Origin of the sequence: Flammeovirga pacifica (assembly GCF_000807855.2) — a bacterium.
In the GTDB taxonomy this organism is placed as follows: domain Bacteria; phylum Bacteroidota; class Bacteroidia; order Cytophagales; family Flammeovirgaceae; genus Flammeovirga; species Flammeovirga pacifica.
Map to the genome: position 1 here is coordinate 677,769 of NZ_JRYR02000001.1, position 22,460 is coordinate 700,228.

19 protein-coding genes are annotated in these 22,460 nt (G+C 31.4%); 14 read left to right on the plus strand and 5 right to left on the minus strand.

The window, feature by feature from the left end; genetic code table 11:
• Positions 1-226: 226 nt before the first annotated feature.
• The 3 genes from NH26_RS02740 (at position 227) to NH26_RS02750 (ending at position 3,923) form a co-directional block, all read left to right on the plus strand.
• Entirely contained in the window at positions 227-1,558 is a 1,332-nt protein-coding gene (locus NH26_RS02740) for an N-acetylmuramoyl-L-alanine amidase (RefSeq protein ID WP_084812041.1), read from the plus strand.
• Positions 1,559-1,805: 247 nt separating this feature from the next.
• The gene (locus NH26_RS02745; protein ID WP_044223927.1) at positions 1,806-2,282 is read left to right on the plus strand and encodes an Lrp/AsnC family transcriptional regulator; all 477 of its coding nucleotides are present in this window, start codon (positions 1,806-1,808) and stop codon (positions 2,280-2,282) included.
• 60 nt (positions 2,283-2,342) lie between these two features.
• Positions 2,343-3,923, plus strand: coding sequence for a M28 family peptidase (locus NH26_RS02750; protein ID WP_044223928.1), 1,581 nt, complete (start codon positions 2,343-2,345; stop codon positions 3,921-3,923).
• Positions 3,924-4,104: 181 nt separating this feature from the next.
• On the opposite strand, the gene NH26_RS02755 is transcribed toward NH26_RS02750, so the two are convergent.
• Entirely contained in the window at positions 4,105-5,817 is a 1,713-nt protein-coding gene (locus tag NH26_RS02755) for an OstA-like protein (RefSeq protein ID WP_084812042.1), read from the minus strand.
• Between the two features lie 167 nt (positions 5,818-5,984).
• Between NH26_RS02755 and tilS the strand changes: the two genes are divergently transcribed.
• The 11 genes from tilS (at position 5,985) to NH26_RS02810 (ending at position 17,250) form a co-directional block, all read left to right on the plus strand.
• On the plus strand, positions 5,985-7,331 hold the full coding sequence (tilS, locus tag NH26_RS02760; protein WP_052432026.1) for a tRNA lysidine(34) synthetase TilS: 1,347 nt from the start codon (positions 5,985-5,987) through the stop codon (positions 7,329-7,331).
• Positions 7,332-7,346: 15 nt separating this feature from the next.
• Positions 7,347-7,868, plus strand: a complete 522-nt coding sequence (locus NH26_RS02765) for a Crp/Fnr family transcriptional regulator (RefSeq protein WP_044223930.1) — start codon at positions 7,347-7,349, stop codon at positions 7,866-7,868.
• A gap of 125 nt (positions 7,869-7,993) precedes the next feature.
• Positions 7,994-9,016 carry a COX15/CtaA family protein gene (locus NH26_RS02770; protein WP_044223931.1) on the plus strand — a complete coding sequence of 341 codons (1,023 nt, stop codon included), beginning with the start codon at positions 7,994-7,996 and terminating at the stop codon, positions 9,014-9,016.
• A gap of 1 nt (position 9,017) precedes the next feature.
• Complete coding sequence (gene cyoE / locus NH26_RS02775) at positions 9,018-9,917, plus strand: heme o synthase (RefSeq protein ID WP_044223932.1); 900 nt, start codon at positions 9,018-9,020, stop codon at positions 9,915-9,917.
• A complete protein-coding gene (locus NH26_RS02780) occupies positions 9,917-10,507 on the plus strand; it encodes a cytochrome c oxidase subunit 3 (RefSeq protein ID WP_044223933.1) in 591 nt (196 codons plus the stop codon). The genes cyoE and NH26_RS02780 overlap by 1 nt, the downstream gene beginning before the upstream one ends.
• A 127-nt stretch (positions 10,508-10,634) precedes the next feature.
• Positions 10,635-11,390: a cytochrome c oxidase subunit 3 gene (locus tag NH26_RS02785; protein WP_044223934.1), complete on the plus strand. Its 756-nt coding sequence runs from the start codon at positions 10,635-10,637 to the stop codon at positions 11,388-11,390.
• A 37-nt stretch (positions 11,391-11,427) separates the two neighbouring features.
• Positions 11,428-11,766: a cytochrome C oxidase subunit IV family protein gene (locus NH26_RS02790; RefSeq protein ID WP_044223935.1), complete on the plus strand. Its 339-nt coding sequence runs from the start codon at positions 11,428-11,430 to the stop codon at positions 11,764-11,766.
• A gap of 90 nt (positions 11,767-11,856) precedes the next feature.
• Positions 11,857-12,543 (plus strand): SCO family protein, encoded by a 687-nt coding sequence (locus tag NH26_RS02795; RefSeq protein WP_044223936.1) that lies wholly within the window; start codon positions 11,857-11,859, stop codon positions 12,541-12,543.
• Positions 12,530-13,114: a DUF420 domain-containing protein gene (locus NH26_RS02800; RefSeq protein WP_044223938.1), complete on the plus strand. Its 585-nt coding sequence runs from the start codon at positions 12,530-12,532 to the stop codon at positions 13,112-13,114. Before NH26_RS02795 ends, NH26_RS02800 begins: the two co-directional genes overlap by 14 nt.
• A gap of 4 nt (positions 13,115-13,118) precedes the next feature.
• On the plus strand, positions 13,119-13,364 hold the full coding sequence (locus NH26_RS02805; protein WP_242427293.1) for a hypothetical protein: 246 nt from the start codon (positions 13,119-13,121) through the stop codon (positions 13,362-13,364).
• Between the two features lie 145 nt (positions 13,365-13,509).
• Positions 13,510-17,250 carry a sensor histidine kinase gene (locus tag NH26_RS02810; RefSeq protein WP_044223941.1) on the plus strand — a complete coding sequence of 1,247 codons (3,741 nt, stop codon included), beginning with the start codon at positions 13,510-13,512 and terminating at the stop codon, positions 17,248-17,250.
• A gap of 80 nt (positions 17,251-17,330) precedes the next feature.
• On the opposite strand, the gene purB is transcribed toward NH26_RS02810, so the two are convergent.
• The 4 genes from purB to NH26_RS02830 form a co-directional block, all read right to left on the minus strand.
• On the minus strand, positions 17,331-18,674 hold the full coding sequence (gene purB / locus NH26_RS02815) for an adenylosuccinate lyase (protein ID WP_044223942.1): 1,344 nt from the start codon (positions 18,672-18,674) through the stop codon (positions 17,331-17,333).
• A gap of 225 nt (positions 18,675-18,899) precedes the next feature.
• Positions 18,900-19,313 carry a hypothetical protein gene (locus tag NH26_RS02820; protein WP_052432027.1) on the minus strand — a complete coding sequence of 138 codons (414 nt, stop codon included), beginning with the start codon at positions 19,311-19,313 and terminating at the stop codon, positions 18,900-18,902.
• Positions 19,313-21,757, minus strand: a complete 2,445-nt coding sequence (locus tag NH26_RS02825; RefSeq protein WP_044223943.1) for a penicillin acylase family protein — start codon at positions 21,755-21,757, stop codon at positions 19,313-19,315. The genes NH26_RS02820 and NH26_RS02825 overlap by 1 nt, the downstream gene beginning before the upstream one ends.
• Before the next feature lie 81 nt (positions 21,758-21,838).
• The gene (locus tag NH26_RS02830; protein ID WP_044223945.1) at positions 21,839-22,459 is read right to left on the minus strand and encodes an HAD-IA family hydrolase; all 621 of its coding nucleotides are present in this window, start codon (positions 22,457-22,459) and stop codon (positions 21,839-21,841) included.
• Position 22,460: the final 1 nt, after the last annotated feature.

Genomic DNA, 22,460 nt, shown 5'->3' on the forward strand with positions numbered 1-22,460 from the left:
AGTGATTATTACAACTTATATATTTAAAATACTCTTACTTTTTGTAAGAGTATTTTTTTGTTTTAATTTTTATAATCATATTCAATTGTAAAAAAATCTTGATTAATACAACTGACAGATGTTTTTGAAGTATAGTTATTGACTTAATCAAGTAAAAGATTCTTTGTTAAGTTTAGATAGGTTTTTCGTAAATTTGTTGAAATTTAATTGCACCCCCGAATAAAAAATGTCTCGCTTTACTTTTAAATATGGTCTTTGTTTCTTGATCACATTGTTTTTGTCAATGTTGATTACAGATTCTCATGCCCAGATAAATGCAAAGCTTGCAGAGTATTACAAAAGGAGAGCCAATAAATACTTGGTTAAAAGTCCTCAATTGCATGAGTATTTTTCAATTAATGAAGCAGGTATAACATTATATCCATCTCCACTTCATAGAAAACAAAGAAAACCCGAATTTTTTGTTAGTTGGGATGAACTATCTGTCTTAAAAGACGTTTTTGAATTTTCTGATAGAGAATATCAATATCAAGTTTACTGTACAAAAGGAGTGAGACCATTTACTTCTGATACCCGAATGTCTATCAATATATTGAAAGGCATTACGAATATTACACCCACTACAATTATGAAGCCCTTATCGGGTATAAGAGTAGCCATAGACCCAGGACATATTGCTGCAGACATGAAGATGGCAAAAGTAGAGGGGAGGTTTATTGATATGAAGTTAGAGGATGGAACTAAGATTCAATTAAGAGAAGGAGATCTTACATTAACCACTGCTTATGTTTTAAAAGATAGCTTAGAAAAATATGGAGCAGAAGTATATATGACCCGTCAAGGTGCTGTTAATGCAGGAGCCTCAAAAAAAACATACAATGTATGGAAGAAAAAACATTTGCAGAGTAAGTTATATGGTCAGAAACTTACCAAAAAACAAATGATGCATATCTTATATCATTCTCCAGAATCAAGGATATATCGTCAATATTATTTGCAGGATGATTTAGAGATGAGAGCAGATTCTATCAATTATTTTAAACCTGATGTAACTGTTGTATTGCATTACAATGCAGATGAGTTAAACTCAGGATGGAAAAAGCCCTCGAGAAGAAATTTCAGTATGGTCTTTGTTCCAGGCTCTTTTATGGCTAAAGAATTAAAATCAAAACGTGATCGCTACGATTTTTTAAGGATCCTCATTAGTGATTATACAAAAGACTCCTACTATTTGAGTAAATTTATTATGAGAGAATTTGAAGAAACATTAAATGTACCTGCAGTCGGACCTCATAATGAACCTAGGTATTTAAAAACAGTGGGAATGTCTCTAGGTAATGGGATTTATGCTAGAAATTTAAGGTTATGTCGTCTTTTAAATAGTCCCATTTGTTATGGAGAACCATTATTACAAGACAATGAATATGAATTGAGAGCCCTTAACGGAAATGATTTTAAAACCAATAAAATATCTCCTAGAGTAATAGAGGTTGCCGACAGTTATTTGAAAGGGATAATGAACTACATTCAATATCAAAAAAATCAAAACACTCCTTAAATAGTAATATTGTAAATTGATCAAAATTTAAATTGGTCAAATTGGTATATGACGAAATATTATTATAAATTGCTTTTCGGTAATTTTTAGAGATTTACTTCTATTTTTTTCTAACAATTACGATTTATAGTTTGGGTAATAAATTTTTGTTTTCACCTATTTATAATGTCAAATTATAACACATATAATTTAAACTTCGAATTATTACTTGCCAAACATATTGACAACTACTTTTATACCGTATTAAATGAAAAAGGCTGTACTTAGATTAGACCATACTGACAGGAGGATCTTAGATATTCTTCAAAAGCAGGCAAAAATAACCAACGCCCAATTATCAAAAGAAATTGATTTATCTCCAGCTCCAACGTTGGAAAGGGTAAAAAAATTAGAAAATTCTGGTATCATTGAAAGTTACCATGCCAAATTAAATACTAAAGCTTTAGGATTAGGTGTAACTACTTTCGTGAATGTGAAAATTGAAAAACACAATCAAGAAAATCATACATCTTTCTTAAAACAAGTAGATCAAATACCAGAGGTTATCGAGTGTCATCACGTTACAGGTAATAGTCATTATTTGTTGAAAGTAATTACAACTGATATAGAAGAATACCAAAGAGTATTGTTGAACAAATTAAGTGAAATCAAGGAAGTGGATGATTTGCAATCCATGATTGTGTTGTCTTCACCAAAAGATGCACACACTATTCCAGTTCCTTAACCGATTTACTCTTCCGAACTTTAAATACACAATTCAATTATTTTAACTGATCATTTTTTAATGAAAAAAATTACACTAATTGGTGCTGCTTTCTCATTGTTTTTTGGGACTGTAAGTGCTCAGGAATTAGAACTAGAATCTGATGCTACGCTTTTAAAAAAGTATATGTCTACCATTACTGAAGCAGAGCTAAAAGATCACCTATCTATTATTGCATCAGATGAATATGAAGGTAGAGAGACAGGGGAAAGAGGTCAAAAAATGGCTGCTGATTATATAGCAAAGTATTTTTTGTCACAAGGCCTAGTTGGTCCTGTAAAAGACAATCCTAATCCATATTTTCAACAATTTGATCTTTATTCTTCAAAATACAGTCGTTTTGATATCACTGCAAATAATAAAAAAGTAGAGTTATTTGACGATTTATTTCCTTATGGTAACTTCTCTTTAAATAAAGATACTGAAGTTGTATTTGTTGGTTATGGTGATTCAACTTCTAAAATGGATGACTATGCTAATGCTGATATTAAAGGAAAAGGTGTAGTTTTTTATCAAAACTCTCCTGAAGAGTATCTTGAAGAAGATGATAAAGCAAAAGGCTTAAGACAAAAAGCTAGATTAGCAGCTGAAAAAGGTGCCGCTTTTGCAATCATTCTTTCTGATTCAGATGAGGAATATTTGACTCAGACAAAACGATATGCAAGTTTCTTGAAAAAAGGAAAACTATCTTTTAAAAAGCCTGATAGCAGTAAAGAAGAAAAAAGCTTTGGTGTAATTCTAGCAAAGCCATCTACATTCATAGCAATGTTAAATAAAGATGAGGCGAAGTGGAATAAAATGATTCAGAAAAACCTTAAGAAAGGAAATAGACCTGCTCATGAAAGTTTCAATATCAGTATTAATGCTGAATATTCAACTCGTCGAGTTCCTACAGAAAATGTTTTAGGTTTTATGGAAGGAACAGACCTTAAAGATGAAGTTCTTGTTATATCTGCACATTACGATCATGTGGGAATTATTAATGGAGAAATTCATAATGGAGCAGATGATGATGGTTCTGGTACAACAGGTCTTTTAGAATTGGTAAATGCTTTTTCTCAAGCGAAGAAAGAAGGGCATGGCCCGAGAAGATCTATCTTATTTATGACCGTAACTGGAGAAGAAAAAGGTTTGTTAGGTTCTGAATACTATTCTGAAAACCCTATTTATTCAATGGAACAGACTATTGCAGATCTAAATATTGATATGATAGGTAGAGGAGATGCTGATCATAAAGACAATCCAAACTTTGTATATACAATTGGTTCGGATATGTTATCGACAGATTTACATAATATACACTTAGAAGTGTCTAAGACTTTTAAGCCAGACTTAACCATCGATTATACTTATAACGATAAGAATGATCCTAATAGATATTATTACCGTTCTGATCATTATAATTTCGCAAAACATAATGTACCAGTTATATTCTATTTCAATGGTACTCATGAAGATTATCACCAACCAACTGATACGGTAGATAAAATTCAGTTTAAAGAAATGGCAAATAGAGCACAGTTAGTTTTTGCTACTGCTTGGGAGCTGTCAAATAGAGAGAAAGCACCAGTAGTAGATAAAACAGATACTAATCAAAAGTAGTAGTCTACAACGAAAAAACACATCTTGATTTAATTGAGATGTGTTTTTTTTATGCTTGAATTTTAGTTTGTTGATCAACTTTTATTCCTTCTTTGATAGCAGTACTTACTAGCTCTTAAACAACAAAGGCTACCTCAATACAATGAGATAGCCTTTATTGTTTAATAATATATTGAGATGATTAATTATCATCATTTGTATTTTCTTCTTCAAGAGCTTTTTTCTTCCTCATTTGTTTTAAACGTTCAATGTATAAGGGTTCTCCATTATAATTTTTATTTAAAACTTGAGTGCCATTCCAAAGAATTTTTATTTCGTCTTTACTTACCGAAGGATCTCTAGGCATACTATCTGTAAGGTCATCACGGGTTCTTACTCTTTGGAGTAATTCTTCTTTTTCAGGTTTTTCATCAAATCTATTCTTAAAGCCAGGTAAGAATTTATCTGGTCCTTGAATCTTACTTGGTGGTAATACAGTACTATTTGATCTAGCATTGTATTTAATGTTTTTCACCTCATTACCCTCTTCAAAGTATAAGGTCATTAAAGGGCAACTAGATTTATTTAATGCATAAATGTTCTTTTTATCATCAGTAAGCTGGAAGAACCTTGTCATACCATTTCCTTTAACATCTACTTTATCAAGTTGATTATTTTCAAAATGGGCAATAATCTTTTTGCCTTTTACCTGGTTGAAGTTTTTGATGGTGTCTTCTGATATAATAAATCCATTACGATTCAGATACAATCTTTCAACCCCTTTAGAGGTAATGTCAGTACGTATTACATCACCAGTCATTTGAGATTTTTGAGCCCAAATTCTAGGATCATTATAAAAATAGATCATTGAGTCGTTGTAGAAATAAATTAATGAGTCACATCTAGACTGCATATCTTTATTCCACATCGATACTTTATAATGAGCATAAAGAGTATTCTCTTTTGTAGTGGTATCATTAATAGAATGTAAAGTATCGGCAGCTAGATAATACATGTCCATCCAATTACCTTTGATTGGTTTACTCATTAAAGCGTTTCCATACGCAAAAGTAGAGCTATCCTCTCTTACAACTACATCTGCATAAATAAGGGCAGTGTCTTGTTTTGAGAAAAAGATAACATTACCTTCTGCTTCAGAATTACCAGTATTTTTATTAGTGTCAATTTTATCACCAATAAGAATGTATTTTTCATTTTCTACTACAGCAGAACCTTCAAAATGTACATTGCCAGATTCGGTATTGTATGTACCGGCATTGGCTTCAACATCACCGTCTTTACTTTCAATTTTTGTTCTAGATTCAAAAACGGCATCTTTTGTTTGTCTGTCATAGATTAATTTTTCTGTTTCAAGATGTTGTTCTTTCACAGAATCGTCCATGACTACATTTTTCACGAAGATGAGTTCTTTCTTCTTCAAGTAACCTTCAATAGAAGTCAACACCATTGTTTCTTGTAAAACTTTACCTCCTGTGAGATATTTGGCGTCTTTGGTACTTGTGTAATAATAAAGTTTATCAGTGATCAGTGTAACATCATCATCAATAAGTTTTACAACCTTACCTGTGATAATTACTACACCTTTATTTTTATCATAATCTAATTGATCTCCGGTAATTGTGGTTTTTTTATCCACCACTTTTACTCTTCCAGTTGCGATTACCTTTTCAGTTTTTGTTTCCTGACGAGCTTCATCACAATAGATTGTGGTTGATTTTTGAACCATTTTTACTCTTTGTTGTGGAGAGCCGTAAAAAATCCTCCAACCAGAGATACCTTTGGATCTTGGAGCAGAAATTTGAACTCTATCACCTTTTGAAGATTGTGAAAACACATTCAACGAAAGTAAAATGGATATAATTAGAGATATGTTGAAAAAGATTTTTTTCTTCATAATAAAGTTTCTTCTTTAATAGATCGAGCAAATTTTTAATTTTGCAAGCCTGCAAATTTATCCTTGTTTTATCAAAAAACCATAGATATTGTATTATTTGTAGTTAAGCTTTTTGATTTAATATGAGAATCAAGGGGTAATATTCTTAAATTATTAACCTGACACATATGTTAGACATTCAAAACCATTTTATTGACCAATTTTTAACTTTTATTAATCATAAAGGTATTACTAAAAAGCATTCAATTTTGTTAGCATTTAGTGGAGGAGTAGATTCTGTAGCACTTGCTTTACTATTAAAAGAGGCCGGTTTTACCTTTGCTTTAGCGCATATGAATTTTCATTTAAGAGGGGAGGAAAGTAATGAAGACGAATCATTTGTTCGCAAGTTTGCTAAAGAACATGAAATACCTCTTTATGTTGAAGAAGTAGATACATTAGGAATCAAAAATATCACAGGACAATCGACACAAGTTTTAGCAAGGGAATTAAGATATAATTGGTTTAATGGGTTGATAAAACAATACAAGTTTGATTTTGTAGCTACTGCTCATCATCAATCGGATAGTGTAGAAACCGTTTTGTATAATTTGATTAAAGGTGCAGGTCTAGAAGGTTTGCATGGCATACGTTTTAAGAGAGATAATATCATTCGTCCATTATTATTTACTGATAAAGAAAGTATCAGGAAATATGTTCAATCAAATAATCAAGATTGGAGGGAGGATTCTTCGAATGAAAGTAATAAATATGCTCGTAATAAAATTAGAAACGAGTTGATTCCTTTGATGAAAGAAATCAATCCTAAAGTACAGGATTCGATTGCTACAACATCAAAAAAAATTAGAAAAGTAGAAGCAGCATTTTTTCATGAAGTAGAAAATTTCAAAAAAGAATGTTGGAGAAGAATCGACAAAGGATATCATGTGAAAAGTAAGGCCTATATCGATGAATCTCACCATATGATTTATCTCTACTACCATTTAAAACAATTTAAATTCGATTATGTAACAGTGGAGAAGTTATATGATCATTTAGATCAAACAGCATTGACTTTCTATTCCACTGATCATAAATATGTTGTTTATACTTTACCAGATAATTCTTTCCATTTGCTTGAAAATGAAATGAACGATCAATCTTCTGAAAAATTATTTATTGAAGAGGAAGGTGAATATCAATTGAATGATACTTTTATTAAAGTCGAAAAGGTTAAAATTAATGATTTGAAAGCGATGGATAAAACGCTGACTTATCTGCAAGATAAACACTTTCCTTTCTGGATTAGAAATGTTGAAAAAGGAGATAAGATAAAGCCTTTTGGAATGAAAGGTAAATCGAAAAAAGTGTTTGATTTACTACAAGATGAGGGTATACCTTTTTATTTAAGAAGTAATGCTCTTATTATTGAAGATACAAAACAGAAAATTTTATCTGTAATTGCTGTGAGAAACTCAGAATTATTGAGAATTGATAAATTTCCTGCAACCCTATTTCAAATTACTGTAAAATAAATTGTAGTTTTGGTTATGATCAATATTTTCAAAAAGACATATACTGCAGAAGAAAGATCTTTATTTGATTTTATGAGAAGAGGGATCCTTTTTTCTAAACTATCGGATGAAGAACTATCCAAATTTGCTCCTCATTTACACCTTAGACATTATACTAAAGGCGAAGTGATCTTTTTTAGAGAAGATCCTAGTCAGGCTTTATACTTAATCAATAGTGGTATCGTAACTCTTAATATTGATATTGAAGACAAGTTTGAAGATTTAGTGCACTTAAAAGCAACGGAAACTTTTGGAGATAATGCAATATTAGAGGGGACAAATAGACCGTATAATGCTGTATGTTTCTCAGATCATGCAGATGTATATGTTATACCGAGTACCGTAATACATGATATTTTTGCTGAGAATATAAAGATTCAGGCAAAAATGATGATGAGTATGGCCGAGATTTACGATCGTTTTACCGGACATTTATTTAGAGCATATAAAGAATCCTTCGGATTTTTTGACCTAGGAAGAGCATTTATGCCATTTTAATTAAATAAAACATGACGAATGTCATGTAATGTAGATGTTTTTTGTATTTTTGCTGATAACAAACCAGTTTGATATTTGTTGCATTAATAAATAATAGTTAACAAACTGGTTGAAGTAGTAAACATATGAAAAGTAACGATACGACAAACAAAGGTATTTTTTACAGACGATTCGGCGTAGTGACCGTGTTTGCGGTCTTTTTTTTAATATTGGTAGGGGGAATTGTTAGAACTACTGGTTCTGGTATGGGATGCCCTGATTGGCCTTTATGTTTTGATCAATACATTCCTCCAACGGATGTAAGTCAATTACCAGCAGATTATAAAACTAGATATGCCATACAAGGTAAAGAGATTGCAGACTTTTCTGCATTTAAAACTTGGGTAGAATATATTAATCGATTAGTAGGAGTATTAATCGGGTTATTTGTGTTCTTTACTTTAGTTTTTTCATTTAGTTATTTCAAAAAAGATCCTATAGTTACTTATTTTTCTTTTCTAGCTTTTGTTTTGGTTGGAGTAGAAGGGTGGTTAGGATCTAAGGTAGTTGCCACAGACCTTAATCCATTTATGATTACGCTACACATGTTGTTAGCTTTAGTAATTGTAGGGATTTTAATTTATGCCGTTGCTAGGTCTAAGAAACAAGAATTAAGTTACAAAGATCCCGAAAATATAAAACTGGTAAATAAGTGGATATTAATCATCTTATCCATGTCAGTTGTTCAAATAGTAATGGGAACTCAAGTTCGTGAACATATTGATGAAGTTGCTTTATCTATGGGAGATAACCAAAGAGATTTATGGATAGATCAGTTAGGTTTTACTTTTTATTTTCATAGATCATTCTCAATAATTGTAGGAATTTTAAACATCATCTTTATAAAAAATGTTTTTAAAGGTACAGAAGCAAAACACCCTGCTAGATTTTGGTCCATTGTATTATTTGGATTATTGACTACAGTAGTTTTATCTGGAGCTATTATGGGACATTTTGGAATACCAGCATTTTTACAACCAATTCATTTATTATTAGGTTCATTAATTGTTGGTGTACAATTTTACATCGCATTATTAGTCAACCATTCTAGAGTTTTAGGAAACGTAAAGAAGGTTGAAGAAACACACTCAAAAAACGAATTAGCATAAAATGATTGTCGCAGAAACAGGATCCGCTACTTCCACTCAAACTACAAAAAGTACTCGAGTTAAAGACTTCTATGATCTTTTAAAAGTAAGATTAACAGGAGTAGTTGTTTTCTCAGGAGTATTTGGATATTTATTAGGGATGGAAACCTTCTCTATCAGTGCAGTTATTGCGCTTGCTGTAGGGAGCTTTATGATAACAGGTTCAGCAAATACTATTAATCAAATTATCGAGAAAGATTATGATAAGATGATGAAGAGAACGCAGAACCGTCCTTTACCCTTAGGGATAATATCAAGAATGGAAGCAGGAATTTATGCTTTTATTTTAGCTCTAGTAGGAACAATTTTGATGGTAGTATTTGTAAATACTTATTCTGCGATATTGTCTTTAGCTTCTTTAGTGCTTTATGCATTTATTTATACTCCTCTTAAAAGAATAACGCCACTTTCTGTATTAGTAGGAGCTTTCCCTGGTGCATTTCCACCAATGATTGGTTGGGTTGCTGCAACAGGGTTCGTAGGCATGGAAGGAGCAGCTTTATTTGCTTTGCAATTTATGTGGCAATTTCCACATTTTTGGGCAATTGCTTGGGTTGCTGATAATGATTACAAAAAAGCAGGATTTAAGATGTTACCATTTAATGGTAATAAAGATGTAAATACAGCGATACAAATTTCAATGTATACCATGTTCTTATTACCGATTGGTTTTTTGCCAACACAGTTGGGAATGACAGGTTTTGCATCAGGTATCATTGCATCATTAGCAGGAGCCGCATTTCTTTATCAAACTTTCGGGTTGATTAAGGAGAAAACAGACAAAGCAGCATTGAAAATCATGTTTACTTCCTTTGTTTATTTACCTATTGTACAAATCGTTTACCTTATCGATAAGATTTAATGAAAACTCAAATTTCAGCAGAAAACGCACCTAATCAACCAGTAAAAATTCACCCTAAGAAATTTGCCATGTGGCTTTTCATTGTGAGTGTAGTCATGATATTTGCCGCTCTAACAAGTGCCTATATCGTAAGACAAGCAGAAGGGAACTGGGATTCGTTTGATTTACCTAACATCATGTACGTAAGTACAGCAGTAATATTACTAAGTAGTGCTACAATGCATTGGGCCTTTATTAGTACTAAAAAAGATGATTTTAAAAGTCTAAAGATAGCTATATCGATTACAGCATTATTGGGTTCTGTCTTTTTAGTGCTTCAATTTATAGGGTGGGGACATCTTGTAGACATGGAAGTGTTCTTTGGTGGTAAAGATTCTAATCCATCAGGATCATTTGTATATGTTCTTACAGGTCTTCACGGGCTTCATATCATCAGTGCTATTATCTATTTATTTATAATATTAATAGAATCATTCCTAGGTAAAATTCATAAAGGAACCATTGTCAGAATGGAGATGTGTGCTAATTATTGGCACTTCTTAGACGCTTTATGGCTTTACTTATTGATATTCATGTTGTTGAATAGATAATAGTGATAAATGTCATTAAAAAATATCACAAATGTCATCAAATAGTTGTTTTTATAAAGAAACTCATATTTATTTGTAAACAGATAATTTTTTAAAAAGACATTATAAAATTTAACATCCAATCTTTATGTCGTCATCTACATCTTTGACACCACTCGAAATTTCTAAATGGGATGGAGGGGAAAGACCAATGAATGCAAGCTATGGAAAGCTAATGATGTGGTTTTTCTTAGTTTCAGATGCATTTACTTTTGCATCATTACTTATCGCCTATGGAGTAGTGCGTTATATGCATCCAGCTTATGAAGGTGCTTATTCTAAATTTGAATTTGCAACAAGTTCAGATGACTTTTATTGGCCAATCCCGGAAAAAGTCTTTAATGCTTTTCCAGGTTTGCACGGTATGGATATACCTTTAGGTTTTGTAGGGTTGATGACGTTTATTCTGATTTTATCTTCAGTGACAATGGTATTAGCTGTTGAAGCAGGAGAGAGAAAATCTCAAAAAGAAGTTGAGAAATGGATGTTATGGACCGTTGTTGGTGGTATCACATTCTTAGGATGTCAAGCTTGGGAATGGTCTCACTTTATTCACGGTTCTGCAGAAGGTGTTGTTAGAGATGGAGTACGTATTTTCGGTGCGAACTTGCACGTGAATGAATACGGTCCTCAGTTATTTGCTAACTTCTTCTTCTTCATTACTGGTTTCCACGGTGTTCACGTAACTTCTGGTGTAATCATTAACATTGTGATTTTTTACAATGTAGTAATGGGTACTTATGAAAAGAGAGGTTCATACGAAATGATTGAAAAAGGAGGACTTTATTGGCACTTTGTCGATTTAGTTTGGGTATTTGTATTTACCTTCTTCTACTTAATCTGATCTAACTTATTTTTTCATTTCAAAAAACATTACACTTATGGCACACTTTGATGCATCAATGACTCCTGAGGAGATCAAAAAAGCTAAAATGAAAACTGTTATGAAAGTAACAGCTATATTAGCGGCGGTAACTATCGTAGAATTTATTTTTGCATTTGCATGGCCTGACGGGTCTTCTAGAACAATTCTTAATATCTTGTTCTTAGGTCTAACATTCTTAAAGGCTGGCTATATTATCATGGAATTTATGCACTTAGGACACGAAACGTTCTTACTTAAATTTGTGATATTATTCCCATTGTTATTTTTAGTTTGGCTATGCGTTGCTTTATTTGTTGAAGGTCAAGCCATTCTAGATGCTTTCCTTAATTGGTAGCTAATAGACATTGAATACAAAAGAGTATATCTTTATATGGTTTGATTTCTTCAATTTATTGAAATCAAACCATATTTTTTACATAACATAATGAGTAAACCTAATCAAAAAAAGTGGGTGTTTTTATTTTTACTAATAGGGATCCCATTGGTAATATTAGTTTTTCTAAAGAGTTTTGGAAAAAACGAATACCGTCTTGAACCAGCTGAAAGCCTACAAGTTTATAATTTAAAATCAGTGAATTGTCCTCCCAATGAGGTTGAAGGTACTCATAGAATACCTGATTTTGAATTTATAGATCAAAACAATCAAACTTATTCAAATAATAATCTTGAAGGTCATATTTATGTGGCTGATTTCTTTTTCACATCTTGCCCTGATATTTGTAAAGCAATGACTTCAAGTATGCTTAGAGTGCAAGAACGTTTCAAAAATGATAAGAACCTTAAATTAGTTTCTTTTAGTATAGATCCATCATATGATACACCTGAAGTATTAAATTCTTATGCGGATAGAAATGGCATTAATACTTCAATGTGGTCATTACTTACTGGAGATAAAGAAACCATTATGAATTTAGGTCAATGTGGTTTTTATATTACCGCAAAAGAATCAATGACAGGAAATTCAGCATCATTATCTCACAGCGACAAATTGATTTTGGTCGATAAACAAAAACGTATTAGAGGTTTTTATAGTGGAACAGATCAAGACGATGTAAAAAGATTACTTACAGAGATATCATTATTAATGTTAGAAGAGGATGGAACAAATTAATCAAAAACTAAATAAAGGACCATTAATTACAATAGCAGTGTTATCAATTGCTATACCGTTAGTAGTGGCGATATTGTTGTTTATACCACAGACAGGTAAACTTGGAGATTTAGACGTTTCTTTTTTACCTCACTTGAATGCGGTGATTAATGGTAGTTGTGCTATTACTTTATTCTTAGGGTTTTACTTTATTAAAAAGGGTAATACAGAATTACATCGACTAATGATGTTGATATCATTTGTTTTAGGAGCTATATTTTTAGTCTCTTATGTAATTTATCATTTTCAAGGAGGGCATACCGTTTTTGGTGATTTAAATGCTGATGGTATACTATCTACTACTGAAAAACAAGAAGCGGGTTCTTTGAGAGTAATTTATCTTATCTTATTACTGGCGCATATAGTTTTATCTGCAGCAGTTGTTCCCTTAGTACTATTGTCTATTTATTTTGCCATCACAAACCGTTTGGTTCTTCATAAGAAAATTGTGAAATGGGCTTATCCAATTTGGGAGTTTGTAGCAGTAAGTGGTGTAATCGTTTATTTTATGATCAGTCCTTATTATGTCTAGAATTATGAAAAAACATATAATTTTATCTATTGCTCTACTTCTTGTCAATTTTTATGATGTATATGCACAATGTGCTATGTGTAGAGCTACAGTAGAAAATAATATATCAGATGGTGCTTCTCAAGTGGGTGCAGGTTTAAATACGGGTATTTTATACTTGATGGCCATGCCTTATATTTTGATCGCATCAATTGCTTATATTTGGTATAAAAAATCACAACAAAATAAAGTGAAAACTACATTAGCGTAGCTATTAGACAATTTCATCTTTACTTTGGTATTAACTCTCTTATGTTTCGTACATATGAGAGTTTTTTTGTAATTTCATTTTTGATTGATGTCTTCATAAGAACTTCTCAAAACTTCCACTCTAATCCTGTTAATGTATTGCCTATATGCAAGCAAAAGTATTTTTTAAACAACTTGTCAACAGTAAAAGTAAAGCTCTACTAGGTCTTTTCTTTTCATTTTTATCTATTATAATATTTTTAGTAAATGTGGAATATTATAATGATGAAAAATACGATGTTTTCGTAGAAAATAGAATACAGCAATTATCTAAAGTTGCTGATGATGTGATATTTGACATCAAGAACAATATTAAAGAGGTAAGTGAGGATGAACCCGATTTTAAAACACTATTATCATTAAGTTCATTGCCGGTATATATTTATGAAAAAGGTGTTCTTCAATATTGGTCAAATGATAAGCTCAAACTTAAATACATAGAAGATAAATTATTTACCTACTTCGTAGAGGATGTGGTTAAAAAGGGGAACTCCTTTTACTACGTACGTAAATCTAATATCATGTTGTACAATCAAGATTACGAAATTTTCGTGATTGTACCATTATTAGAACTGAGGGATTATCCAACAACTATTATGTCCCATTATGTGGATGAATTTGTCTTTGGTACAAATGAAATTCCAAGAATAGATAAGTATAAAGTCAACGAAAACTATAAGCCAGTATACTCTAAGCATAAAAATTATTTGTTCTCTATTGATGTTTCTAAACAGGTGTCTATAGAATTATTTCCGTGGCATATTTTTATATTTAGTGTGCTTGTTGCTACATTCTTTTTATTATCCGCTCTAAGTTCTTTTATCACAGAGTCTATACATAAAGGAGCATCAATATATATAATGCTTTCTGTTTTTGTTATTGGTGTGTTGGCGTTACATGAAGTTGTATTCTCCATTGTCAATAATCCAATCATAAAAAATGAGTATGAAATATTGTCTACTTTAGGTAGCCCTCTTATTCCTGCTTGGGATTCTATGGGAGTAATCTTTATAGATTTAATTTTTATACTGTTAGTCTATCGATGGGTCACTAAAAATTTCAAAGATTTGTTTTCTGTGCAATCCATGAAAACATTGAATGTTAAGGTGAAGGTAGCTTTATCATCTTCTTTAATCATTTTATTATTCGTTATTCTAAACCTTTTAGAAGCGGTTTACTTAAATGTTTTACAATATGCCCTAGACTTAAATGCTCAGTTTAGTGTTTTTGATATCAGTATATCATATATCCTTGCTCATTTAATTATGCTCCTTGGCTTTCTTTTAGCGGGAGTCTATTCTCATGTGGCATTCAGAATAATAGGGTGGTGGTTAGATTTCTATGGTAAAGCACTCGCCATGTTATTTAGTTTACTAGTGATCTTCTGTATTCAATTTATTATTGAACCATTTGACTTAATAGTAATCAACGTTTTATCAATATTTACAGGGGTAACATTAATTTTCGATACAACTAAATATCTAAGGACAGGTAAGTTCAAAGCTATCATGTATTTGATGTCTCATATTATGTTGTTTTCTGTTTTAGCTGCAGCTGTAATTGAGAAAAATGATACACAGAAAGATGAGGAGTTTAAGCAAAAATTTGCCTACAAGTTAATCACCAATGATGCAACACTTAAAGCATTTCTTAAGGAAACTATTAATGATGTACAAGATGATGATAGGGTAATAGATGCCGTTGCTTTTTTAAATAAACCACATGCTATAGAAGTTACCAAGTTAATTAAAACTGATATCATGGATCTTTTTGGTCATCGTTATGATATCAGAGTGAATATGGCTTTCGATAATGGACAAGTGGTAAATAGTGAGTATACCTATCAGCAACTTATTGATAATTTTTATGATGGACCAAAGAATGTTCCTTCTGATATTATAGGTTTAAATAATAAAATGGATTTACAAAAGGGTACTTATAGTTATCTATGTAATATTCCAATTATTGATAAATTCGAAGTAACAGATACTATTGGTTATTGTTTGATTGAATTAAACACTAAATCTTTAGAAGGGAATTATTTACAGTCTTCCATCCTTGATGAAAACTATAATATCAACTATAAACAAGAAGATTATTCTTATGCTATTTTCTTTAAAAAAGAATTAATATTTAGTTCTGGAGATTATACTTATACCAACGATTTTCTTCAAGAATTTGAAATTGATGAAGGTTCTACACTAGTTTCTAACTTTGAATACAATGGTTTTGAGCATTTATTACTTCCAAATGCGAATAATCGAATTGTGGTTATTTCATCAAAGGAGTTTAATATTTTTGATTTTATACGTACTTTTTCTACCTACTTCACTATTATAGTCTTTTTTGTTTTTTCTTACTATAGTGTAAAAAATTACGTTGCAGATCCTAAAGAATATAACCGATCATTTTCTTCAAAAGTACAAGCTTATTTAAATGTATCTATTTTCTTTCCCATCTTCACTTTAGCCATAGTGATGGGTTTGGTAATGGTGAAATCATCAAGAAATGATATTCAAAGACAATATATAGAGAAGGCGCAAACAGTGGCCATCAACTTGTTTCAAAGTACAGATATGGATGTAGTTTGGACGCAAGAAAAAGAACTAAAACTCGATAATTTTATTAGTGAACTATCTAATATTATGCAAGCTGATATTAGGTTTTACGATAAGAAGGGATTCTTAAAAGCTACTTCTGATGATGAATTATTTGAAGCAGGAATCCTTAGTGAACAACTAAATCCTATGGCCTATGTCGGTATAATGCAGGATAAGAAAACACGTCTAGTCTTAAAAGAGAGAATTGGTAATCTAGAATACAATACTTCTTATATTGGTCTAAAAGCTTTTAATACAGGAGATGTGATGGGAGTGGTTAGTATTCCGTTTTTTAAATCATTGAATAGGTTTGATGATAGAACAGTGGAAGTAGTTACTACAATTATGATCATTTTCACAGTGCTATTTATTACTTTATTACCAATAGTCCATTATGCTGCCTTGTCATTATTGAACCCAATAAAATTGATTATTCCTGAACTAAATCGAATCACTTTAAGTAAAAAGAATGAACCGATTAAGTATAATTCTAATGATGAGTTTGGGCTTTTAGTAGGGGAATACAATAAAATGCTTTCTAAATTAGAAGAAAGTAAGAAAGAATTAGAAAGGAGTCAACTTGAAAGTGCCTGGAAAGATGTGGCTAAACAAGTAGCACATGAAATTAAGAATCCGCTTACACCAATGAAATTGTATCTACAACAATTGGAACGTGTAGCAACAACAGATGAAAACCCTAAATTGATAAAAGCAACAAAGATGCTAATAAGTCAGGTAGATACACTTAGTGGAATTGTAACATCTTTCTCTTCATTTGCTCAGATGCCAGTACCTAAAAAGGAAGTATTTAATCTTTCTAAGGTTATTTTAGAGTGTATTATGCTTCATTCGAGTAAAGGGAAAATTCAATTCTCAAATACTCAGGTGGGCCATGATGTTTTTGTAGAGGGCGATGAGAAGTTGACTGCGAGAATCTTAGCTAATTTGATATTAAATGGTATTCAAGCAGCTAAAGATGATGTCCCTTCAAATATAATTATTGACTTATATGAAAATGGAGAGAAAGCGATTATCACTGTAATTGATAATGGAAAAGGTATACCAGAAGAGTATCAAAGTAAGGTGTTCATTCCCAATTTTACTACTAAAGAAACAGGGTCAGGAATTGGTTTGGCTGTTGCAAAAAGAGGAGTAGAGCAAATGGGAGGAAGTATTTGGTATGAAACCAAAGAAAATGAAGGTTCATCTTTCTTTGTTGAATTCTTGATGTCTTCAAAAGAACAATAATCTTAAGTATATAGATAAAAAAGAAAGGCTACCATATTTTAAAAATAGGTAGCCTTTCTTTTTATGTAAGAATGTTAAGATTACACACCTGTATAATTATACGGAGTAATTACTTTTAATTCTTCTTTTATCTGATCTGAAACAGCTAGTCCATCAATAAATGTTTGGATTGATTGTTCAGTGATTTTTTCATTTTTACGAGTTAAATCTTTCAACATCTCGTAAGGATTAGGAATACCTTCTCTTCTCAAAACAGTTTGAATAGCTTCTGCAACTACTGCCCAGTTATCTTCTAAGTCAGCTTTTAATTGATTAGAATTTAATTCTAATTTATTCAAACCTTTCTTCAATGATTGAAGAGCAATAACGATATGTCCTAATGGAACTCCTACATTTCTTAATACAGTAGAGTCAGTTAAGTCTCTTTGTAATCTTGAAATAGGAAGTTTAGCTGCTAAGTGCTCAAGAATTGCATTAGCAATACCTAAGTTACCTTCAGCGTTTTCGAAATCAATAGGATTTACTTTATGAGGCATTGCAGAAGATCCAACTTCATTTTTGTTGATCTTTTGTTTGAAGTACTTCATAGAAACATATTGCCAGATATCTCTAGACATATCGATTAAGATAGTATCAATACGTTTGTAAGCATCAAACATTGCTGCTAGGTTGTCATAGTTTTCAATTTGTGTAGTGAATTGAGAACGATTTAAACCAAGACCATTGTTCACGAAATCGTTACCAAATTCTACCCAATTAATTTCTGGATAAGCAACGTTGTGAGCATTAAAATTACCTGTAGCACCGCCAAATTTTGCAGAATAAGGAACGGCTTTTAAAGTATCTAATTGTTTCTTTAAACGGTAAGTAAATACTTTAAATTCTTTACCTAAACGTGAAGGTGAAGCAGGTTGACCATGTGTTAATGCCAATATTGGTTGATCTGACCAATCGTCTGCAAGAGTATCAATTAGAGCAATCACTTCTTCTAACATAGGGATCATTACTTCTTCATTTGCCACTTTAAGTGATAAAGGAATAGAAGTATTGTTTACGTCTTGAGAAGTCAAGCCAAAGTGAACAAATTCTTTTTGTTCTTTAATACCTAAAGCTTCGAATTTTTCTTTGATGAAATACTCAACAGATTTCACATCGTGATTGGTCACGCTTTCAAATTCCTTTACTTTAAGGGCATCTTCCATAGAGAAATCAGTGTAGATTTTTCTCATTGAAGAGTATAAAGAAGAATCAAAATCTTTTAATTGAGGAAGTGGTTTTTCACACAATGCAATAAAGTATTCAATTTCTACCCATACTCGGTAACGAATTAATGCAAATTCAGAAAAGTAGTTTGATAAAGATTCAGCTTTACTTCTGTAACGACCATCAATAGGAGAGACCGCTGTAAGTTGATTAAGCTCCATTTTTATATAGGAATTTGGTGATAAAAATAATCAAGTCGCAAATATAAGGTGAACGGTCTTATAAAAAAATATTTAATGATCTTTCACCAATCATCCCTTGTTAAATAATCTTCTAGTACTATTCAAAGATGTTAGATTAGGATCATAACTGGTCGTCTTTAGCCAGAGGTATATTTTAAAAAATCTTTTTGATCAATCTTGATTATTGTAATGCAATTATATTAGTTAATAATCAGAATCAACATCATCTGAATCAGAATTTTGTACCTTAACAGGTTTTAAATCAACTAAAGACCATTTAACTAAGGCACCACATAAAGCGGATAATCCTCCAGTTAAACCACCAATGATTGCAGTGATTAATCCAATAAAATCATTGGAAGGAACTTGGAACATGGTGGATATTCTTCTACTTAATTCTGAACCTGTATATAATTGAATAAAGGCTGCGTATAAACCCCAAAGTAAACCTAGAGCAATAAATGCGATACAAAATGTTTTAAAGAAATTGGACTTTTCATTAAGTATACCAAAGGTAAAACAAGGGATAGCAATAATCCACCAAGGAAAATAAAATTGTAAAAGTGCACATATAAAAAATAAAGTGGCACCGTATATTATTTCGTTTTTATTTATCATCACTTCTTTAGTATCTCGATTTTTATTAAACCTTCTGGTGGAGTAGCAGATATAAAGGTGTCTTTTTTGAAAAAGTCTACCTTGAATAACTCACCTTTATTAAATTTTTCTATTTGATTATCATAGAAAGGACTTCCTGCATTACCAGATTGTCCTCCAGGAATAACTTGATAAGCAAGAGGGCCATTTTTTGTCATTTCTACTACCATTCTAAAGCTTGGACCATGTCCTTCTTTAGTGGCATTAATAATTCCTTTATAACCACCGTTATCAATATTCAAAGCATGAAAGCCTGGCAATAGACCCATGTGTTTAATTTTTGTGCCTTTATATTTAGACCACAACAAGTTTTCTTCTTTATTTTCTTGTTTCCATTCTTCAACATAATTCACAGAAGAGTGAAAAGTGTTATTAATAATGTCAGAAATACTTTCGATTTTGGTGGTTTCTAAAGCATCAAAAAAGTAAAGAGAAGAATCATGTTGTAATAAATAAAAAGTGGTTTCTCTTGTAGGTAATCTATAATCTTTGGTTGGATGATTATGAAATTCATCCCATATATCTGCCATTAAGTGGTTTACCCATTCTTCAAGATAAATCGGAGCAACATCATCTTTGTTGTAGTGATAATCCCATTTTGATAAAAGATCATAGACCTCTTTCTCTGATGGGTTAAACTGCATTTGATCTAAATGATTTAATAAGAAATGAAGGTTTTCTTTGGCAAATAAACTGTAATTGTCATTTAATATTTTAGACATATCATTTACTGTGAAATTCTGACCGGAATCCAATAATTGATGTAAACGTCTATTTCTGTAATATTCATAATATTGTCCATAAGTATAATATGGATATTCTTTCCCTGCAGGATTTTCATTAGCTGAACTAACAAAACCTTTTTTCGGATTTAAGACATTGATATTATGATCTTGAGGTATATAACCCTGCCATTTCATATCTGATCGGGCACCATTCATCACAAACTTTCCTTGATCTACCCACTTATTTGGGAATCGCCCTTGAATATTCATGGCTATATCATTGTCACTTGATATGAACGCGAAGTTTAGAGAAGGACCAGAAAAGAATTTTAATGAATTACTGAATTGCTCATAATTCTGAGACTTATTCATTAAATAGATCGATTTTAATTCGCTAGAAGGATCATGTGCTGACCATCTTAATGCATATCCTGCTCTTTGTTTTTCATTTCCAAAAGATTGGTCATAAACAATAGGGCCCCAAATAGTATATCGTATTGTATCAAGAATAGATTCCCTTTCTCTAATTTTTATTTCTTCAATATTTAATTCAAAAGGTTCATATTTTCCATCTACTATATAGGTAGATAAATGGTCATGATCACTGTATAATATTTTATACCAATCTTTATCATCTCTTCTTGCACTTGTTACTCCCCAAGCAATTTTATCGTTATAGCCCGAAATGACACAAGGAATACCAGGGATACTCATCCCCATGACATTCATTAATGGAGTGGTAAGCTGATTAGAAAACCATATTGATGGCAGTGATAAATTTAAATGTGGGTCATTGCTTAAGATGGGGTTTCCATTTTTTGTTTTACTCCCTGCGACAGCCCAGTTGTTACTACCATTATCAGGGTCAGGTTTGTAGTATACATTTTTCTTTAAACCAGATAAAGGTTTGAAATCACTAGGTTTTTTTGGTTGAACTATATCATCCCATTCAGCCCAGATACTATCGTTATTGACAATAGGTTCTTGACCAGGTAATATGTTTGGGAATAATAAATCAAAGTTTTTCTGACCAATTTGCTTTAAGACATTAGTGTTTTCAAAATCATAGTCAGTGCCTGATAGTGAATATTGGATAAACTTAAAAATCAAACCTATTTTAAGTGGTGTCCATTCTTCAGGTTTATAATTGAAAAATTTATATTCTACAGGGTAGTCTTTAAATTCTAATTGATTAATGTAAGCATTGACACCTTCAGAATAAGACTCAATAACTTTGTATATTTTTTTATCTTTTTTAGTTTCTTCAATAAACTTCTCGGCAGCCATTCTTATTCCTAATCGTCGCATTTTTTTGTCGTAATCTACCGTAGCTTCTCCAAAAACTTCTGATAAACGACCACTAGCAGCCATAGCTTGAAACTCCATTTGCCACAGACGGTGTCTAGCAGTTATATATCCCTGTAAAAAATAAAGGTCATGCTCATTTTCTGCGTAGATATGAGGGATTAACAATGAATCATAAAAGATCTTTGCCTTATTATTAAGGTTTGTGGTATGAATCTGACTTTTTAGTTTGTCGTCATTTATTTCATTCTGCCAGAATCCATGAAAAGGATCCAAAAAACGACCAAAAGGAGGGAAGTTGTTTATTTTAGAGTCTAATGCAACAATACAGAAAAAAGTAAATGCACAGATTATTCCTGCTATGGATGACCTCATATTTATATTTTAATGCGAAGGAATTTTTTTCAATTAAAAAAGTATCGCAAATTAATTAACCTATTCTTCCAAATCAACACCTTAATGGGTTATTAATGGAATAATATCGTCTGGATGATGAATTAAATGAGTTGGATTTTCTTTTTTTAAAATCGAGGCATGATTGAAACCCCAACTTACAGCAATAATATTCATTTTTGCTTGATGACATGCAATGATATCCCTTACTTCATCTCCGATATAAATGCATGACCCGTGCTTCTTCATTATTCTTTTTAATGTTTTTTCTTTTTTGAAAAGTCTCGGAGCAGCATAAATTTCATCTATATAATTATTTAACTGCTGATGTTCTAAAAATAATTGAATATTCTGTTTAGAATTTGAACTTACTATGACCAAGTTAAAACCTAAATCATATAGTTTTTTAATGGCATTTTCAATCCCTTCTACTAATTGTTGATCAACTATCTGTTTGTTCATTCTTTTTTTAACCTCATAAATGAAAAATGGTAGTTTCCACTTTTTTATTTCTATGGCTTTAAGTAATTCTTTAGCCGAAAGTTTACTGACATCTCGACTATTTGTATCTATTTCTTTGAGTCTATATTTTTTACTTAATGACCGTACAATACTTTCAATTAAGTGGTATGATTGCACAATAGTGCCATCAAAATCAAAAACAATAGTTAAATTATTTTTCATC

Excerpts from the sequence above, each read along its gene's own strand:
- NH26_RS02740 (WP_084812041.1), top strand. The coding sequence starts at position 227 with ATGTCTCGCTTTACTTTTAAATATGGTCTTTGTTTCTTGATCACATTG.
- NH26_RS02745 (WP_044223927.1), top strand. The coding sequence starts at position 1,806 with ATGAAAAAGGCTGTACTTAGATTAGACCATACTGACAGGAGGATCTTA.
- NH26_RS02750 (WP_044223928.1), top strand. The coding sequence starts at position 2,343 with ATGAAAAAAATTACACTAATTGGTGCTGCTTTCTCATTGTTTTTTGGG.
- NH26_RS02755 (WP_084812042.1), bottom strand. The coding sequence starts at position 5,817 with ATGAAGAAAAAAATCTTTTTCAACATATCTCTAATTATATCCATTTTA.
- tilS (WP_052432026.1), top strand. The coding sequence starts at position 5,985 with ATGTTAGACATTCAAAACCATTTTATTGACCAATTTTTAACTTTTATT.
- NH26_RS02765 (WP_044223930.1), top strand. The coding sequence starts at position 7,347 with ATGATCAATATTTTCAAAAAGACATATACTGCAGAAGAAAGATCTTTA.
- NH26_RS02770 (WP_044223931.1), top strand. The coding sequence starts at position 7,994 with ATGAAAAGTAACGATACGACAAACAAAGGTATTTTTTACAGACGATTC.
- cyoE (WP_044223932.1), top strand. The coding sequence starts at position 9,018 with ATGATTGTCGCAGAAACAGGATCCGCTACTTCCACTCAAACTACAAAA.
- NH26_RS02780 (WP_044223933.1), top strand. The coding sequence starts at position 9,917 with ATGAAAACTCAAATTTCAGCAGAAAACGCACCTAATCAACCAGTAAAA.
- NH26_RS02785 (WP_044223934.1), top strand. The coding sequence starts at position 10,635 with ATGTCGTCATCTACATCTTTGACACCACTCGAAATTTCTAAATGGGAT.
- NH26_RS02790 (WP_044223935.1), top strand. The coding sequence starts at position 11,428 with ATGGCACACTTTGATGCATCAATGACTCCTGAGGAGATCAAAAAAGCT.
- NH26_RS02795 (WP_044223936.1), top strand. The coding sequence starts at position 11,857 with ATGAGTAAACCTAATCAAAAAAAGTGGGTGTTTTTATTTTTACTAATA.
- NH26_RS02800 (WP_044223938.1), top strand. The coding sequence starts at position 12,530 with ATGGAACAAATTAATCAAAAACTAAATAAAGGACCATTAATTACAATA.
- NH26_RS02805 (WP_242427293.1), top strand. The coding sequence starts at position 13,119 with ATGAAAAAACATATAATTTTATCTATTGCTCTACTTCTTGTCAATTTT.
- NH26_RS02810 (WP_044223941.1), top strand. The coding sequence starts at position 13,510 with ATGCAAGCAAAAGTATTTTTTAAACAACTTGTCAACAGTAAAAGTAAA.
- purB (WP_044223942.1), bottom strand. The coding sequence starts at position 18,674 with ATGGAGCTTAATCAACTTACAGCGGTCTCTCCTATTGATGGTCGTTAC.
- NH26_RS02820 (WP_052432027.1), bottom strand. The coding sequence starts at position 19,313 with ATGATAAATAAAAACGAAATAATATACGGTGCCACTTTATTTTTTATA.
- NH26_RS02825 (WP_044223943.1), bottom strand. The coding sequence starts at position 21,757 with ATGAGGTCATCCATAGCAGGAATAATCTGTGCATTTACTTTTTTCTGT.
- NH26_RS02830 (WP_044223945.1), bottom strand. The coding sequence starts at position 22,459 with ATGAAAAATAATTTAACTATTGTTTTTGATTTTGATGGCACTATTGTG.